Genomic DNA, 16,408 nt, shown 5'->3' with positions numbered 1-16,408 from the left:
TAACCCGACTGAACGCCGCCCCAACCCTGCTCGCATTTAGCAGTAGATCCAGGTTGCCACAAGAGTAGCGGCTACTCAAGGCATCGGCTGGGGAAAACCCCCCTTACCTGCTTCCGTCAGCCCCCGGTCCAGGTCGGGAGACAGCCGCATTACCCTCGTGGGCGGCCGAAGCGATGCTGGTATTCATGCACCAGCAAAAGACCCGCACCGCCAAGCGTGATGTCTTCATCGACATCATTCGCGCTTCGTCCATTTTCGTCGTCATAGCAGAGCATTGGTTGATGCCTGTCCTGAGTTTCCACGACGGTCGCCTGTTCACCGGAAACGCCTTGAACCACTCTGGCTGGTGGGGGCTCACGTGGCTCACTCAGGTGATGCCCATGGTGTTCTTCGCGGGTGGTGCGGCCAACTTCTTCTCCTATCGGGGCGGCCCGGCCGACGGCACCTGGCTCCGGGCCCGCATCGTGCGTCTTCTGCTTCCCGTCGTTCCCATGGCGGGCGTATGGCTCGTGCTACCGACCGCGCTCGTCGCGGCGGGTGCGCCGGAACAGCCCGCGTTGCTCGCCGGGCATATCGCCGGCCAGCTGCTGTGGTTCCTGGCCGTGTACCTTCTGGTCGTCGCGGCCACGCCGGTCATGGTGCGGCTGCACCACAGGTACGCGTGGCGGGTGCCGGTCGCTCTCGGCCTTCTCGCCCTGCTGGTCGATGCCCTGCGATTCGAGGTCTCCCCCGCCGTCGGGTACGCGAACGCGGTGTTCGTGTGGTTCGCGGTGCACCAGATGGGGTTCTTCTACGCCGACGGCGGCATGCGCCGGTTCTTGTCCGGCGCTGCCGCGAAGTGGTCGGTGGCCGGGTTCGCCGTCACGGCCCTGGCGGTCGCCTTCGGTCCCTATCCCGGGAGCATGATCGGCATGCCCGGGGCCCCGGTGTCGAACATGAGCCCGCCGACCGCGTTGATGATCTCCCTGGCCGTCGGTCAGCTCGGGCTGTGGCTCGCTCTACGGCCCGTCATCCTCCGCCTCGCGTCCCAGGGGCCGGTGGAGAAGGCCCTGCGGTGGAGCGGCTCACGGTTCATGACCCTGTATCTGTGGCACATGCCCGCGCTGGTCGTGATCGCGGGCGTCTCGGTCCTCGGCTTCCACTACGCGACCCCGGCCCCGGGAAGGGTGGCCTGGTTCGCCGCCGTACCGCTCTGGGTCGCCTCGGCGGCGGTCGTCCTGGGGGCGTTCGTGAGGCTCTTCGACCGGTTCGAGCGGCGCAGCGGCTCGGATGGGGCGGACGCGGCGAGCACGGGGCATCTCGCCCTCGCCGCCGTCGCCGCCTCGGGCGGGCTCCTCGGGCTCGCCGCCCGGGGCTTCACCACCAGTCCCCTGACGCTCACCGGGACGGGCCTGTGGGTGTCCCTCGTGCTGCTGGGCCTGCTCACCGCGCACGGAACCGGCCGGCGCCGGACGGCCGCGGCCGAGCGGGGCACCGTCAGCGCGCCGGCCCCAGGGCCACGGGTAGGCTGCTGAATCCGTTGGATATGAAGGACGGTACCGGCCGCATCGCCTCGGGCGCGACGGCCGGCTCGGCCTCGGGGAAACGCTCGAAGAACCGCGGCAGCGCGACGGCCGCCTCCAGCCGGGCCAGGGGCGCGCCGAGGCAGTAGTGGACGCCGTGGCCGAAGGCGAGGTGCTCACTGCTCGCCCTGGTGACGTCGAAGGCGTCGGGTCGCACCGGATGCACCTCGGAGTCACGGCCGGCCGCCGCGTACGCGGCCACCACCGCTTCGCCCTTCCGGATCAGCGTCCCGCCGACGCGGATGTCCTCGATCGCGTAGCGCAGGGGGAGGTTGGCGATGGGTGCTCGCAGACGCAGTGTCTCCTCGATGACGCTGTGCCAGGTCGCCCGGCCCGACATGACCAGCTCCCGCTGGTCCGGATGGACCAGCAGCAGATGGATGGCGTTGCCCAGCAGATTGACCGTCGTCTCGTGCCCGGCGGCGATGAACAGCAGGAGTGTGTCGATCAGTTCGTCCTCGCTGAGCCGTGTCTGCGGGCCGTCGGCGCCGGCCCCGGCCGCCCCGGGCACGGTGCTGTCCCGCTCCTGCATGAGCCGGCTGGTCAGGTCCTGCGACGGGTCCCGCCTTCTGAGTGCCACCAGTTCGCCGAGAACGGACCGCAGTTCGGCGGCGTTCGCGGCGGCCTGTGCCGGGGGCGCGGTGAAGTCCATGAATGCGTCGATGCATCTGCGCAGATCAGGCTGAAGGCCGTCCGGGACACCGAACAGTTCGCAGATCACCCGCATCGGCAAGGGGTAGGTGTAGAACGCCCGGAGATCCACCGGGTCCCGCGGTGACTGTTCGGCGAGCCGGTCGAGCAGGGCGTCGGAGATCTGCTCGATGCGCGGGCGCACCATGTCGGTTCGCCGGGCGGTGAAGGCACCGCCGATCAGGCGCCGCAGCCGTCGGTGGTCGTCACCGTAGGCGTTGAACATGTTCTGGGTGCTCACCCAGTTGCGCAGTGGCCAGTCGGCGGGGACCGCGTCCGTGGCGAACGCCGGCCAGTGCTGTCTCGCGTCCTTGGAGATCCGCGGGTCGGTGAGCAGTTCCCTGAGTTCCCGCTGGCCCGCTACCGACCACGCAACCACCGCACCAGGGAGTTCCACAGGGACGACCGTGGCCTCTCCGTGGATGCGGGCCGCCTCTCCGTGGACGTCCCGTCCGGTCGGGTCGATGGCGAAACGGGGGCAGCGGCTGTCCATGGCGAGGGGGCTCCGATGTGTTCGACGAGGGGAACGGAGGCCGCGGGATCGGCGGCCCTGTGCTGCGCGGTGGTGGCTGTCGTCCGGGGCTCTTCCGGCGGGAAGCGCACCGGAAGCGAGGCGAGTGCCCGGTGGAAGGGCCCCTGGCGCCAGGACAGTCGATCCGCGGGGATCGCGAGGCCGAGGTCGGGCAGTCGGTCGAGGAGCCGTTCGACGGTGATCGTCGCGATCAGCCTTGCGAAGCCCTGCGCGGGGCAGGTGTGCGGTCCGGCCCCCCATGCCAGATGGGCGCGGTTTCCGGCGCGCCGGTCGGTGGCCAGGGCCGGATCGTTGCTCGCGGCGGCGAAGCTGATCAGGACCGGGTCGCCCTCCGCGAGCAGGACGCCACCGAGGTGCACGTCGCGCAGCGGGAAGTGGACTCCGAAGTTGGCGATGGGAGGATCGTTCCAGAGGACTTCGTCCAGCGCCTCCTCCACGGGAAGGCTGCCGCCGGAGAGCGAGCCGGCGAACCGGTCGTCGGAGAGCAGCAGTCGCAGCGCGTTGCTGACCAGGTTCAGCAGCGGTTCCGTGCCGGCACCGAGCATGATGACGAGTTGGTGCAGCATCTCCTCGTCGGTCAGCGCCGCCGGGTGTGCGACCATCCACGACGTCACGTCGGGCCCGGGCTGCGCCCGCTTGAGCGCCACCAGTTCGGCCAGGCAGGTGGCCAGGATCTCGTTGGCGCGCTCGGCGTCGACGCCTTCCATGATGCCGGTCATGCCGTAGACCAGTCGCTCTTCGAAGTCCGCCGGGGCGCCGAACAGTTCGCTCACCACGATCAGGGGCAGCGGTCGTGCGTAGTCGGTGACCAGATCCGCCTCGCCGCGTGCGGCGAAGCGGTCGATGAGGTCGTCCGCGACCCGCTCGACGTAGCCGCGCAGCGCCATGGCTTCGACGCGGTCGAGGCTGTCGGCGATGGCGGCACGCAGCCGCGCGTGCTGTTCCCCGTCGTTCCACAGGCAGCTGGGCCGGTACATCATCATCGGCACGCCCGGATTGTCGGGCGCCACCGTCCCGTTGTTGAGGTCCCGCCATCGACGGGGGTCCGCGGAGAACGTCTCGGTGCTGCGGAGCACCGACAGTGCGGCCGGGTACGAGGTGACCAGAGTGGCTCTGATCCCGGGGAAGACCTCCACGGGGGCCGCGGGGCCGTGCTGTCTGAGCCTGCGGTAGACCGCTTCGGGGTCGGCCGCGAACTCCGCGCCGTGCAGTCTCTCGCGGCCCTGGTCCCGGTGAGCGGGACAGCCTGGCGGGGGGACGGTGCGGTTCACGAACTCTCCAGGTGAGGGTGTCCGGGGGGCGTGGGGGGCTGCGGGCCCCGGCTCGTGAGCCGCTCGTGCCGCGGTTCGTCGGCGTCGCCGGGGTCGTGGGAGGTGACGGACATGTCCCGCAGGTGCTCGACGAGTGTGATCAGAGCCCTGGTGGCCGACTTCCTGTCCCGTGCGTCGCAGGTGACCAGCGGGGTCCGCGGCAGCAGGTCTAGGGCGTCGCGGACCTCCGCCTCGGGATGGTCCGGCGCACCGTCGAAGCGGTTCACGGCGACCGCGTAGGGCAGGCCGTGCTCCTCGACGAGGTCCATCACGGCGAACGACTGCTCCAGGCGGCGGGTGTCGGCCAGGATCAGGGCGCCGAGGGCGCCGTAGGCCATGTCCCGCCACAGGGGCAGGAAGCGGCTCTGGCCGGGTGCTCCGAACAGGTACAGGCACAGGCTGTCGGTGAGCGTGAGGCGCCCGAAGTCCATCGCGACGGTGGTGGTCTCCTTGCCGCGCACGCCCGTCAGGTCGTCGACGAGGGCTCCCGCCCGGGTCATCCGTTCCTCGGTGCGCAGCGGAGGTATCTCCGAGAGCGTCTCGACGAACGTCGTCTTGCCGACGGCGAAGTGGCCCACGATGAGGAGTTTCACCGCCGTGCGGACGGTGGGGCGTACGTAGATGTCAGAGACGGGCCCGGAGGCCATGCAGCACCTCCCTCAAGAGCTCGGGCTCGGGTCGCCACGCGCGCGGCACCGCGGCCCGGGCGAGGATGTGCCCGCTGTCCACGAGGTCGCCGAGCAGTACCTTGACGATGCTCGCGGGGAGTCTCAGGTGGCCGGCGACCTCGGCGACCGAGAGCGACCCGTGAGAGCAGAGCTCCACGATGCGGCGGTGCTCGGGGCCGGCCGTCGCCGGGGGCCGGTTGGCGGCTACGGTGACCAGGGTGACCAGGTCGAAGGTGTTCCGGCTCGGCTGGGACCGGCCGTCGGTCACCACATAGGGCCGGACGAGACTTCGGTCACGCCGGTCCATGGTCACGCCGGGCTTCCGGCGTCGAGCCGGGGCGGGCTCGTCAGTTCGCGTCCCAGGCGGTCGACCAGCTTCTGCATCCGGTAGCTGACCGATTCCATGTCGACGGACTCGCCGGCGGACACGGCCAGGTAGGCGCCGGGGCCGGCTGCCACCAGGAAGACGTAGCTGTCGGCGAACTCGATCAATGTCTGTCGCCAGACGCCGTCCTGCCGGCCGCCGAATCCGGCCGAGGCCCGGCTGATGGACTGCAGACCGGCGAGTGCGGCGGCCTGCCGGTCGGCCTCGTCGCGCGGGATGCCCGCCGAATGGGCTCGCAGCAGTCCGTCGGCCGACAGCAGGATCGCGTGGCGTGCACCGGGTACTTGCAGCGCGTCGTCGAGCATCCAGCCGAGGTCGTTGTTCATGTGGCTGTCGAGTGGGCTGTTCACGCTGGGCGGTTCCCTTCAGGATTCTGATCGGCCCGACCGGCCCTGGTGCCGCGTGTGAACGCGCCCAGCCTTCGTGCGGCCTCCTCGGCCGTGCGCACGGCCATGTCGTCGGCCGGGAAGGAGGTACCGTGCACCTCGCCGCCGGTGGTGGCTTCGGGGTTCGCGTCGGGCGCTGCGGATCGGCGCCGGCGGCGGGGCAGCCCGCCCGGTGTCGGTCGGTGCTGCGGAGGCGGGGTGCCGGTGAATCCGGCTGCCGGATCGGTCCCGTGCCCGGCGCCGACCGGCATGGATTCGGCCGGGTGGTCGAGGGGGACGAGCAGACGCCCGGGCAGGAACACCACCGCCCGCACGCCGCCGTACGGTGAGCGGGTGTCGACGGACACGTGGAACCCGTACTTGGCCGCGAGGACGCCGATGACCGCGAAGCCGAACTGCGGCGGGTCCCCCAGCAGGGTCACCTCGGCGGGACGGGCCCCGCTCATCAGGTGCGACGCCCGCTCGACCTCGCGCGCCTCCATCCCCACCCCGGCGTCGTCGACGACGATGCACGCCCCGTTGTGGGCGGGCGCGAGGTTCACCTGAACCGTGGTGTTGGGCTGGGAATGGCGGGCGGCGTTGTCGAGCAGCTCGGCGAGCGCGAGCACCACCGGTTCCACGACCCGGCTCGTCACCGCGAGGTCCACGTCGCCGCCGAGCTGTACGCGCCGGTAGTCGCGAACCCGGGACTTGGCTCCCCGGACCACGTCGCTCAGCGGGGACGCCCGGCGCTGGCGTCCGGGCCAGGAACCGCACAGCACGGCGATGGCCTGGGCCCGCCTGCCGAACTGCGAGTTGGTGTGGTCGATCTCCAGCAGGTCGCCGAGGATCCGGGGATCGTCGTGCCGGTCCTGCATGGCCGAGATGGCCAGCTGCTGTTCGTTGGCGAGCCCCTGCAGAGAGCGTACGGCGCCCATGAGGGCGATCCGGGCGGCCTGGTCGGCGCGGGCCCGGGCCCGGTCCGCCGCATGGCCGACCTGTTCCACGACGCTGTGTACGTGCCGCGCGTACTCGGTGCCGGCCAGCCGGCCGTCGGCAGGCACGCGCTCCGGCACGGGGCCGCCCGCCGCCAGGGCGGGGACCAGGACGGTCGCGAGATGCCGAGCCTCGGCGTCCCGCGCCTGGAGCGAGTTCTCGAGGCGGCCGACTCGGCTGCGGAGGGTTCCGGTGATGCGTCGCTGACGCGCCAGGAGCGCCGCGCCGACCGGGGCACCTGCCACGAGGCACCACGACACCGCGTCGGGTATTTGGAGGGACATCTCATCCTCGTGAGAACAGGGCGAAGGCCCGCGGATCGAGGGCGCCATCAGCTTATTGAGTGCGTGAATGCGGTGACGGCCAAAAGGCGTCCGGACGGTACTCAAAAAGCAGCGCAATTACTCACGGCGCATTCACCACGACCGGGATAAGCGATCGGGCGCAGTTCCTGTCTGCGGTTCGGTCGGCAATCCCACGAAGAGACAGAATTGCGGAGAAGGTGAGCGATGGCCACTACGCTCACACGAACAAAGCACTCCTCCTCCACAGAAGTGTCACAACGGCGGAGTGGAGGCAATTCACCGACTCGATTCGTCTGCGTTCGCCGGAAACGGCGCCCGTGGCGTCGGGCGCGCGTGCGCCCCGGCCGGCCGGGGCGCATGCGGTCACTTGACGGATCCGGAGATCGCCAGTGCCATCGCCATGATGGTGATCTGCGGATTGACCTCGGGACAGCTCGGCAGCACGGACCCGTCCGCGACGAGGACACCGTGCACCCCGCGCAGCCGGCCCGAGACGTCCACTGGGGCGGTCTGCGGGTCGGCTCCGATCGCGGCCGTGCCGGTCGGATGGAACGCGGACAGGTGGAGTTGCCTGACCGAGACCCCGGTGAGCAACTGGGCGAGTTCGTCTGCCGACCGGGCCCGTGGTGCGGCCGGGATGCCGGTGAGAACCTCCTGCGCGCCGGCGGCGAAGAGGATCCTGCCGCAGGCTTCGACGGCGTCGAGCAGCTTGCGGGCGTCGTCCCGGTGCACGTCGTAGCGCAGGACGCCCCGGCCGGCGCCCAGCACACGGCCGGAGGGACGGTCGGCGATCATCGCGCCGACGGTGGCGAGCGACTCGGCGTCCTCCAGCTCCGCGCGCAGCTCCCCGCCCACGCCGGGCAATACGAAGGAGCCCATGCCGGGCGGCCCCGCGGTCGCCTCGATGAGGATGCCCTCGGCGTGGAACTCCTCGACGCCCACGCTCTGCAGCACACCCCGCCACGCCGTGACCGGTTCGGCGAAGCGGCCCGCGGTGCTGACCGCCGGATGGATGGCGAGGTTCCGGCCGAGACGGGGATGGCCCCCGAGACCCGAGCGGCGCAGCAGCTGGGGCGACTGGAGCGCCCCTGCCGCCACCACGACCAGCGGGCTGAGGATCTCGAAGGAGGATCCGTCGGGGCGTCGCACGAGGACGCCGCCCGCGCGGGGGCCACCCGGGCGGTCCCGGTCCACCAGGATCCGCACGACGCGGGCGTCGGTGACGATGCGGGCCCCGGCGGCGCACGCGTCGGGCAGTACGGACAGCTGGACGCTCTGCTTGGCACCGGTGGGACAGCCGACCACGCACTGGCAGGAACCCTTGCAGCCCGGCGCGTTCCGTCGGAGCGGAGCCGCTGCCCAGCCGAGGGCCTCGGCGCCGCGCAGTGCGGTCCGGCCGTTGGAGCCCAGGACGTCGAGCGGCTGGGTGGCCACGCGGACGGTGCGCTCGACCTCGTCCAGCTGCTCCCCGAAGAAGGCGCCGTCGGCCGTGCCGACGCCGAACTCCTCGCGCCACCGGGCCAGCACGTGGTCCGGAGTGCGGTAACAGGTGCCCGAGTTGACGATCGTGGTGCCGCCCACGGCGCGGCCGGTGGGGATGACCACGGGCGGATTGCCGAGGGCCATCGTCGCCCCGGCGTCCCGGTACATGTCGGCGAACCGGTCCAGCGGCGCACGTCGGCCGAACTCGGCGGTGGTGTGGTGCCTGCCCTCCTCGAGCACCACCACGCTCATGCCGGTGCGGGCCAGTGTCCGGGCCGCCATGGCTCCGCCGGCTCCGGAACCGATGACCACGGCGTCGGCGGTGGCCCGGGCCGGCCACTCGGGCGACGGCACGCAGTCCAGCGGCGGATCGGCGGCGGAGCGGACGGCTGCCGCCGGCTGCTGGTGCAGCATCCGCTCGGTGCCGGCCGCCAGCATCACCGGCACCTTGACCGCGTCGAGCAGCGGCAGCAGCGTGCCGCGCCGGGAGAGCGAGGCGAGCAACTCCTCGCGGCGGTGCGGGCGCAGGGTCCGCAGACCGTGGCCGGTACGCAGCCGGGCGTACGCCTCAAGTGCGGCCGCCGCGCCCCGGACCCCCGTGCGCACCGGGGCCGGCATCGAGCCGAGCAGGCTTTCCAGCCTCTGGGGCACGCCCGCCGTCCAGGACGCGGTGCCGTCGTCCGCGAGGAGAGCGGCGACGAGGCCTTCGATCGGGCTCATCGGCTGCCCACCTCCGCGTGGGCGGTGCCCCGCAGGCTCCACTGGGCCTCCGTGTCCCAGGTGTCGTCCCGCTGGTGTTCGAGCAGGACCTGGACGTCGGCCACCTCGCTGTTCCGGCACACGACCGTGCTCCCGTCGGGGTTGGTGTAGTCGAGGACGAGCGTGCGTTCTTCGGGCAGCGTCACCATGACCTGGATGCGTCGTTCTCCCACGCGGCCGGTCACGGTCCAGACCGGAAAGCCGAGGCGGGCCTCGAAGCGGCCGAGGCCCGCCCAGCCGAACGCGCCGCGCTCGACCCGTCGCGGCCACGTCTCGCCGTCCTTGCGCAGCCGCAGGAACACCAGTGGCGGCAGCCGGTCCAGACCCTTCCTGCTGGACACGGCGGCCACGATCTCCAGGGTGTCGCCTCCGCCCAGGTCGGCGTGGAGCCAGGCCCAGTGGCGGGCGTTGCCGTGGCCGTAGATCCGGGCGGACGCGCCCGGGGCGCCGGACAGCCGCAGTTCGCCGCCCGGGTGGACGACCGTGCCGGTGTACGACGACCGGGGCGACGGCAGGATCTGGGCGGCGGGCAGCAGTTCCCGCCGCCACGACCAGCGGGGAAAGGTGTAGAGGGGGTTCGGGTCTTCGTGGTGCTCGGTGAGCTGCCAGCTGAAGTCGCCGACGTTGCCGACGAGTTCACGGGGCGCGGCCGAGACGTGCTCGGTACGGAAGCCGTGGAGGTCCGGCTGCCACTCCTCGGGGCCGAACCGCGCGTGCCGAACCGGTCCGTCCGGCGGGAAGACGGCCACCCAGCCGTGCGCGTAGGGCGGGGATCCGTCGCTGGGCGCGACCAGCTCGTGGTGCAGCCACAGGCCGGTACGGGTGGCGGGGTCCGTGACCGTGGTGTACCAGACCTCCGTCCGCCCCGCCGTGCCGTCCCAGCGCGGAGCCAGCAGACGGTCGGCCGCTTCGGGGCGCGGGAACCGGAAGCTCGCGAGGAAGGGCAGCAGCGCCGTCGTGACGGGGAAACGCAGTGTCCCCTCCCCGACCCGCTTGCCGTCCTCCTGGAAGAGGCTGAACGGCAGAACCGTCAGGGATTTCGCCGGCCGCGACGGCTCGACGGACTTCCAGCCGTCCAGCCGGTAACGGCGGCCCTCGGCGGTGAAGGTCAGCCGGTAGCGGATGCGACGTCGCGCGAGCGGGGAGATCTCGATCCGTCCGGAGGCGAGCGGATCGTCCGCGACCCCCTGGATGCGTATGCGTCCGGTCAGCCGCGCGTCCGTGGTCCGGTGCAGCAGCATCAACCGGTCGGCCCGCACGGAGAGATCCATCCGCATCCTCCGGGTGACGTCCTCCCCGTCGAGTCGCACCGAGCCGACCATGACCTCGTCGAACGTCGTGCCCCGGCTCATCGGTCGCCCCCCAGGTGCCGCAGCATCGACCGTTCGGTCTTGCGGAGATAGGCGCCGGCGGCGGCCCTGGCCGCGACCGGGTCCCCGGCGACGACGGCGGTGACGAGCGGTTCGAGCCGCCCGCGCGCCGCGCGCGGATCGAGGAACGGCGCGACGAGGTGGGCACGCAGCGGGAGGTAGGCGTTGAAGAGGGTGTTGGTGAGCAGCGTGTAGACGCGGTTGCCGGTGGCTCGGGCCAGCGCCCGGTGCACCTCCGCGTCCGCCAGTTGTGCCGCGTCACCGCCCTCGGCGTCTCCCACGGCGGCGAGCAGGGACTGCAGTTCGTCCCGCTGCCCGGACGTGGCCTGGACCGCTGCGCGCTCGGCGATCATCTCCCCCACGCCGCGGCGTGCCTCGAAGACCTCGCAGAGCAGGCTGGGGCTGTGCCGTACCAGCATGGGCAGCAGGTCGGCGCCGCCGGACCGGGCGAAGTCACGGACGCGGGTGCCGACTCCGTGCCGGGTCTCCAGCAGTCCGGCCTGTACGAGTCTGCCGAGGGCGTGTTTCAGCGTGGTGCGGTTGACGCCGTAGCCGTCCGCCAGCTCGCGTTCCGGTGGGAGGTAGCTCCCTGGGGAGTGGCGTCCCGCGAAGATGTCCTCGCGCAGCCGGGCTTCCAGTATGTCGACGATCGTCTCGCGCGGCAGCGTCTCCACGAATCGCCCCCTCTCGTCAGTGGCTCAGTGGCTGATCCACCGAACCACGCGGTGTGCGCCGGAGACAAGCCCCGCAGTGCAGGGAACCGGTCGGGTTGGGCCGTTGCGGGCGGGTGGCGGCGGAAATGTCCGCACAGGCCGAACCGGCGCCGGGCGGCCGGAGTGGGCTCACCCCCTGGCGCGACCCAGCGCCTCCGCAGCTGCTGGCGCACGGACGGAAGCGGCGCGGGCAAGTGCCGGGCGCGTGGCGGGCCGCGGTCGGCCCACGATGACCAGTACGGCCGCTGCGGCGCCGAGGATCACCCCGGTCTGGACCACCGCTGCCGGCGGGAGCGGCGGCGCGGTTCGCCTACCGGCAGGAGAGCACGTCAGAAATCGAGTTCGTGCTCGATCGCCGCGAGTTCCTCGGTCGTCCCCTGGACCTTCGGCCCCTTGAACCAGTGGCGCGCCGACAGGATCCACCAGACTCCGGCGAATCCGAGGACGAGGAGCACGGCGGCGGGCGTGTAGTTGAAGGTATTGCCGGTCACGGGAGCGGTCGTGGGCAGCATGAACAGCACGGTGATGACGAGTGTCCACCCGACGGCGACGATGCCGACCGGCCGGCTCCAGCGGCCGAGGTGCCAGGGACCGCGCTCGAAGCGGGTCCCCTGACGCAGCCGCAGGAAGATGGGCAGCACGTAGGCGATGTACAGACCGATCACCGCGATGGAGGTGACGGCCGCGTAGGCGGTCGTGTTCCACAGGTAGGGCAGCCCGAGCAGGAAGGCCCCACCGGCCGCCAGCCACACCGCGTTCGTGGGGGTCTTGGTGCGCTTGCTGATGCGGTGCCACACGCGCGAGCCGGGCAGGGCACCGTCCCGGGAGAAGGCGTAGATCATGCGTGAGTTCGCGGTGACCGAGGACATACCGCAGAAGAACTGCGCGCCGATGACGATCAGCAGGAGCAGCTTGCCTCCGGTCGCCCCCAGGGCGTCGATGAAGATCTGCGCCGGGGGCACACCGGTGGAGCTGTGGAGGGCCCCCTGGTAGTCCTGGATGGCGTACGTGATGCCGAGCAGCAGGACCCACCCTGCGGCCAGGGAGACGAGGATCGACATGACGATGCCACGCGGTCCGGACCGGGCCGCGTCACGTGTCTCCTCGGTCATGTGTGCCGAGGCGTCGTATCCGGTGAGTGTGTACTGCGCCAGCAGCAGGCCGAGCAGACCCACGTACAGCCCGGAGTGCCAGCCGGTGGCGTTGACGAAGTGAGTGAACACGAAATCGGCGGACTGGTGCTTCGCCGGGAAGATCACCAACGCCCCGACGATGACGATGACACCGAGGATGTGCCACCAGACGCTGACGTTGCCCAGCAGGGAGACCAGCTTCACGTTGAAGGTGTTCAGGAAACCGTGCGCCGCGAGCATGAGCGCGAAGAGGACGATCGTGTGACCGGGCGTGGCGGAGAACCCGAACTGCAGGTCCAGCAGGGCGTTCAGGAAGGACGCGGCGCCGAAGTCGATGCCCGCGGTCACGGCCACCTGGCCGAGGAAGTTGAACCACCCCGTGAACCAGGCCCAGGCCGCGCCATGGGACGGAGCGAGCTTGGCCGCCCAGTAGTAGAGACCGCCCGCGGTGGGGTAGCTGGAGCAGACCTCGGCCATGGCCAGACCCACCAGGAGAGTCATCGCGCCGACCACCGGCCAGCCCCAGGTGATCAGGGCGGGGCCGCCGGTGACCATGCCGAACCCGTAGAGCGTCAGGCACCCGGAGAGGACGGAGATGATGGTGAAGGAGATGGCGAAGTTCGAGAAGCCCGACATCGAGCGCGCCAGCTCCTGGGCATATCCGAGTTCGTGCAGGCGCTGGGCGTCGCCGAGATGTGGGCTCTGCTGTTCTCGGCCGGGTATCGACTCTTCGGTGGACATACGGGCCTCCTTGGGCTCAGGCCGCCGCCGGGACGTCCGGCGTCGCGTTCCCCCCGCCTCGATGAAGGTGTGACCGGACACCTTTTACGCCGGCGGCCCGGATCGCAAGCTTTTCGCCGGGGAGACCGGTCACGAAACGGCATCAACCCGCTATTTCACCGCGCCCGCGGCCACGCCACGCGTGAGGGACCGCTGGAACAGCAGGAAGAAGACGACCATGGGGATGACGCCCAGGAGCGCGGCGGCACTCATGGAGGTGGGGTCGCTCGAATACTGCCCCTGCATGGCGGCGAGGCCGAGGGGGACGGTCTGGTTGTCGTTGGATATGAGCAGGACGAGCGGGTAGAGGAACTCGTTCCAGCTCCAGACGAAGAAGAAGACACACATCACCGACAGCGTGGGCCAGCTCATGGGCAGGACGATGCGCCACAGGATGGTCCAGCGGCCCGCGCCGTCCAGTGAGGCCGCTTCGATGAGTTCACGGGGAAAGCTGCTGAAGACGGAGGAGAGCAGGTACGTCCCGAAGGCGCTGTAGGTGACGCCGACGAGGACGGTGTAGCCGAGCTTCCCGTCGTAGAGGCCGAGTTCCTTGAAGAGGTAGTAGACCGGGTAGACGAGTCCTTCCTGGGGCAGCACGTTCACGCCCAGGAAGAAGATCAGGAAGGCCGTGCGCCAGCGGATCCGGCCGATGCCGAGGGCGTAGGCGTTGAACAGGGCCAGCACCACGGCGATGACGACGACACCGAGGCTGGTCTGAACGCTGTTGACCAGCTTCTGCGTGAAGTCGACGCGCTGCCAGACATGTTCGACGATGCCCCAGTTCCAGCTGGCGGGCCACGAGAGCGACCCGTGGGCCCGGTAGTCAGCGGTCGACTTGAAGGAGTTGAGCAGGATGATCGCGAACGGCGCGAGGAACGCGAGGACGAAGAGTGTCACCGCGAGCAGGACCGCTCGGGAGCCGCGGGTGGGGCGCGACGCGACGGCACGCCGGGGGTCGCGGGTCCGGTCCCGGGCCGGGGCTCCGACGACGGCCGGTGGTGGCGTGGTGGACCTGGTGCTCATGACTGTCCGTCCTCGCGTGCCTGTCGGGTGAGGAGAGCGCCGGCGGTGCACAGCACGAGCAGTGTCATGGTGCTGGAGATCGCCGAGCCGTAGCCGACGTCGGCACGCTCGAAGAAGTTCTGGTAGGCGAAGTAGGAGGGGACGAGGGTGGCGTTTCCGGGCCCGCCCCCGGTCAGGACGTAGATCTGGGCGAAGACCTTCAGTCCCGCGATGGTCGTAGTGACGAGGGTGACGTAGACCTCCGGCCGCAGCAGAGGGAACGTGATGCGGGTGAAACGGATCCACCACGTGGCTCCGTCGATGTCGGCTGCCTCGTAGAGTTCCGGATCGATCCGCTGCAGGCCGGCGAGGAAGAGGACCAGCGGATAGCCCAGTTGCATCCAGACCAGGACGCCGAGCACGACCCACAGGGCGAGGTGGGGGTCACCGAGCCAGTTCTGGGCGAGGGACTTCAGTCCGAGCTTGGCGAGGACGGTGTTGACGGCGCCCTCCGGTGCGAGGATCCAGCCCCACATGAGTCCGGTGACGGCGACGGGTACGACCTGGGGAAGGTAGAGGGCCGAGCGGAAGAAGCCGACGAAACGGTCGCCGTGCCTCTTCCCCACGTGGTCGAAGAGCAGCGCGGCGAGGAACAGCCCGAGCGCGGTGGGAACGACGGCCATGCCGAGGACCACGAAGCCGATGTTGCGGAAGCTCGCCCAGAAGTCCGCGTCGCCGAGCAGCCGGGTGTAGTTGTCCAGGCCGGTGAAGGCCGCCGGCCCGATACCGGTCCATCTGGTGAGGCTGTAGCCGAAGGTCATCACCAGCGGCACGGCCAGGAACAGCAGGCTGAACAGCATGCCTGGCACGAGGAACACGGCGTAGCCGGTGCTCCGAGGGCGGCGTGGGGTTTTCACGGTGGCTCCAGGGGGTGGCGGGGCAGCGGTGTGCCCGAGTGAGGCGTCGCTGCCGCCGTCGGGGTCGATCGCCCTCATACGGGCCGGTCGTGCGGGTCGGGGCTCAGTGCCGGGTGGAGATGTACTTGTCGTAGGGCGCGGCGAGCTGGTCCAGGACCGAGTCCGCGCCGGCACCGTTGACGAGGTTCTGCGTGGCGGCGACGAAGGCGTCGTAGTAGCCCGGGACCGGCCAGTCGGGATAGAAGGCGAGACCGTTCGAGTGCTGGTACGCGTCGAAGGCGTCGATCAGTTGCCTGGACCGGGCGTTGCCGATCCGGTCCGCCTTGACGGCGAGCGGAATGTTGCCGCTTTCGCCGATGAGCTTCTGGATCTTGTCCGACATGGTGATGCCGATGAAGTCCTCGGCGAGCTTCTTGTTCTTGGCCCGGGTGGGGACGACCCACTGGTTGCCACCGGAGCCGAGGGTCATCGTGGCCCCCGGATAGGGCGCGACCGACCACTTGAAGTTCTTGATGTCGTGGGTCAGTCCGCCGAACCACCAGTTGCCGCTGACCATGATGGGACGCTTCTGGGACACGAACTGCTCGCCCATGTCGTTGCCCTTGAGACCGACGTCCTTCTTTTCGAAGTAGCCCTTGGCCAGCCACTCCTTGTATTTCGCGACGGCCCAGGTCCACTCGGGGCCGTGGAAGTCGACCTTGCCCTTGTAGAGCTGGTAGTCGTCGACCCAGGCGCGGTTCGCCTTCGCGAGCGCGAGCAGGTAGAGCCAGTGCGAGGCCGGGTAGTCGTTGCCCGCGTTGGCGAGCGGGGTGACACCCGCCTCCTTGAACTTCGCCAGGGCCGCTTCGAAGGACTTGAAGTCGGTCGGCTTGGCGATGCCGTGCTTCGCGAAGAGGTCGTCGTTGTAGTACGCGAGGACGAACTCCCCGTAATTGGGCACCCCGTACCACTTGTCGCCCCCCATCTCACCTTTCGTGTCGTACCGGGCGGTGACGGATGCGCTCTGCGCGATCTTCTTGTCCCACCCGCGCGACCTGACGACGGGCGTCAGATCGGTGAGCAGGCCCTGCTTGCCGAGCAGACCCGTGGTGGCGTTGCCCTTGTTGTACTCCAGGACGTCCGGCGCCTTGTCGGAGTTCAGGATCATTCCGGCGTTCTGCTGGATCTGGTCGAACGTCTTCTGCTCGAAGACGACTTTGACGCCGGGGTGGCTGCGCTTGAACTCGGCGATGGCCGCCGTCCACGCCTTGCCCAGCGCGCCGTCGGGGTCTTCGTAGTGCCAGAGGCGGAGTGTCCTGCCGTCCTCGGCTCCCGCTTCGGACCCGCCGCAGGCGGAGGTGAGCGGGGCCATCACGGCGAGGGCTGCCACGGCCGCCAGCACATGGCGACGGGTCGCCGCGGTGGGGGGCACGAGACGCTTCTTCATGGGGTGGCTCCTT

Annotated in this window: 14 protein-coding genes; 1 reads left to right on the top strand and 13 read right to left on the bottom strand. The window is 70.3% G+C overall.

Features of this window, described 5'->3' with window-relative positions:
* The first annotated feature begins 173 nt into the window (after positions 1-173).
* The gene (locus tag ACGFT2_RS23950; protein ID WP_393281569.1) at positions 174-1,514 is read left to right on the top strand and encodes an acyltransferase; all 1,341 of its coding nucleotides are present in this window, start codon (positions 174-176) and stop codon (positions 1,512-1,514) included.
* Here the strand turns inward: ACGFT2_RS23950 and ACGFT2_RS23945 are convergent.
* The 13 genes from ACGFT2_RS23945 to ACGFT2_RS23885 all read right to left on the bottom strand — a co-directional run bounded on the left by ACGFT2_RS23945 (position 1,477) and on the right by ACGFT2_RS23885 (position 16,395).
* A complete protein-coding gene (locus ACGFT2_RS23945; protein ID WP_393281567.1) occupies positions 1,477-2,649 on the bottom strand; it encodes a cytochrome P450 in 1,173 nt (390 codons plus the stop codon). The two genes, ACGFT2_RS23950 and ACGFT2_RS23945, sit on opposite strands and share 38 nt — an antisense overlap.
* Positions 2,613-4,055: a cytochrome P450 gene (locus ACGFT2_RS23940; RefSeq protein WP_393281565.1), complete on the bottom strand. Its 1,443-nt coding sequence runs from the start codon at positions 4,053-4,055 to the stop codon at positions 2,613-2,615. Before ACGFT2_RS23940 ends, ACGFT2_RS23945 begins: the two co-directional genes overlap by 37 nt.
* On the bottom strand, positions 4,052-4,741 hold the full coding sequence (locus ACGFT2_RS23935; RefSeq protein WP_393281563.1) for an ATP/GTP-binding protein: 690 nt from the start codon (positions 4,739-4,741) through the stop codon (positions 4,052-4,054). Before ACGFT2_RS23935 ends, ACGFT2_RS23940 begins: the two co-directional genes overlap by 4 nt.
* Positions 4,719-5,069, bottom strand: coding sequence for a DUF742 domain-containing protein (locus tag ACGFT2_RS23930; RefSeq protein ID WP_393281663.1), 351 nt, complete (start codon positions 5,067-5,069; stop codon positions 4,719-4,721). The genes ACGFT2_RS23935 and ACGFT2_RS23930 overlap by 23 nt, the downstream gene beginning before the upstream one ends.
* Positions 5,070-5,071: 2 nt before the next feature.
* On the bottom strand, positions 5,072-5,473 hold the full coding sequence (locus ACGFT2_RS23925) for a roadblock/LC7 domain-containing protein (RefSeq protein ID WP_393281661.1): 402 nt from the start codon (positions 5,471-5,473) through the stop codon (positions 5,072-5,074).
* A gap of 20 nt (positions 5,474-5,493) precedes the next feature.
* Complete coding sequence (locus ACGFT2_RS23920) at positions 5,494-6,792, bottom strand: ATP-binding protein (RefSeq protein WP_393281561.1); 1,299 nt, start codon at positions 6,790-6,792, stop codon at positions 5,494-5,496.
* Positions 6,793-7,176: 384 nt separating this feature from the next.
* A complete protein-coding gene (locus ACGFT2_RS23915) occupies positions 7,177-9,015 on the bottom strand; it encodes a GMC family oxidoreductase N-terminal domain-containing protein (protein WP_393281559.1) in 1,839 nt (612 codons plus the stop codon).
* Positions 9,012-10,406, bottom strand: coding sequence for a hypothetical protein (locus ACGFT2_RS23910; RefSeq protein ID WP_393281557.1), 1,395 nt, complete (start codon positions 10,404-10,406; stop codon positions 9,012-9,014). Before ACGFT2_RS23910 ends, ACGFT2_RS23915 begins: the two co-directional genes overlap by 4 nt.
* The gene (locus tag ACGFT2_RS23905) at positions 10,403-11,098 is read right to left on the bottom strand and encodes a FadR/GntR family transcriptional regulator (protein ID WP_393281555.1); all 696 of its coding nucleotides are present in this window, start codon (positions 11,096-11,098) and stop codon (positions 10,403-10,405) included. The genes ACGFT2_RS23910 and ACGFT2_RS23905 overlap by 4 nt, the downstream gene beginning before the upstream one ends.
* A gap of 368 nt (positions 11,099-11,466) precedes the next feature.
* Positions 11,467-13,011 carry an amino acid permease gene (locus tag ACGFT2_RS23900; protein ID WP_393281553.1) on the bottom strand — a complete coding sequence of 515 codons (1,545 nt, stop codon included), beginning with the start codon at positions 13,009-13,011 and terminating at the stop codon, positions 11,467-11,469.
* Positions 13,012-13,161: 150 nt separating this feature from the next.
* Positions 13,162-14,073, bottom strand: a complete 912-nt coding sequence (locus ACGFT2_RS23895; protein ID WP_393281551.1) for a carbohydrate ABC transporter permease — start codon at positions 14,071-14,073, stop codon at positions 13,162-13,164.
* Complete coding sequence (locus tag ACGFT2_RS23890; protein WP_393281550.1) at positions 14,070-14,969, bottom strand: carbohydrate ABC transporter permease; 900 nt, start codon at positions 14,967-14,969, stop codon at positions 14,070-14,072. The genes ACGFT2_RS23895 and ACGFT2_RS23890 overlap by 4 nt, the downstream gene beginning before the upstream one ends.
* 103 nt (positions 14,970-15,072) lie before the next feature.
* Positions 15,073-16,395, bottom strand: a complete 1,323-nt coding sequence (locus tag ACGFT2_RS23885) for an ABC transporter substrate-binding protein (protein ID WP_393281549.1) — start codon at positions 16,393-16,395, stop codon at positions 15,073-15,075.
* Between the last annotated feature and the right edge of the window lie 13 nt (positions 16,396-16,408).

Source organism: Streptomyces sp. NPDC048514, assembly GCF_043199955.1.
GTDB lineage: Bacteria > Actinomycetota > Actinomycetes > Streptomycetales > Streptomycetaceae > Streptomyces.
The sequence above is the reverse complement of the archived record's forward strand: the minus strand, read 5'-3'. Positions and strand labels throughout refer to the sequence as shown.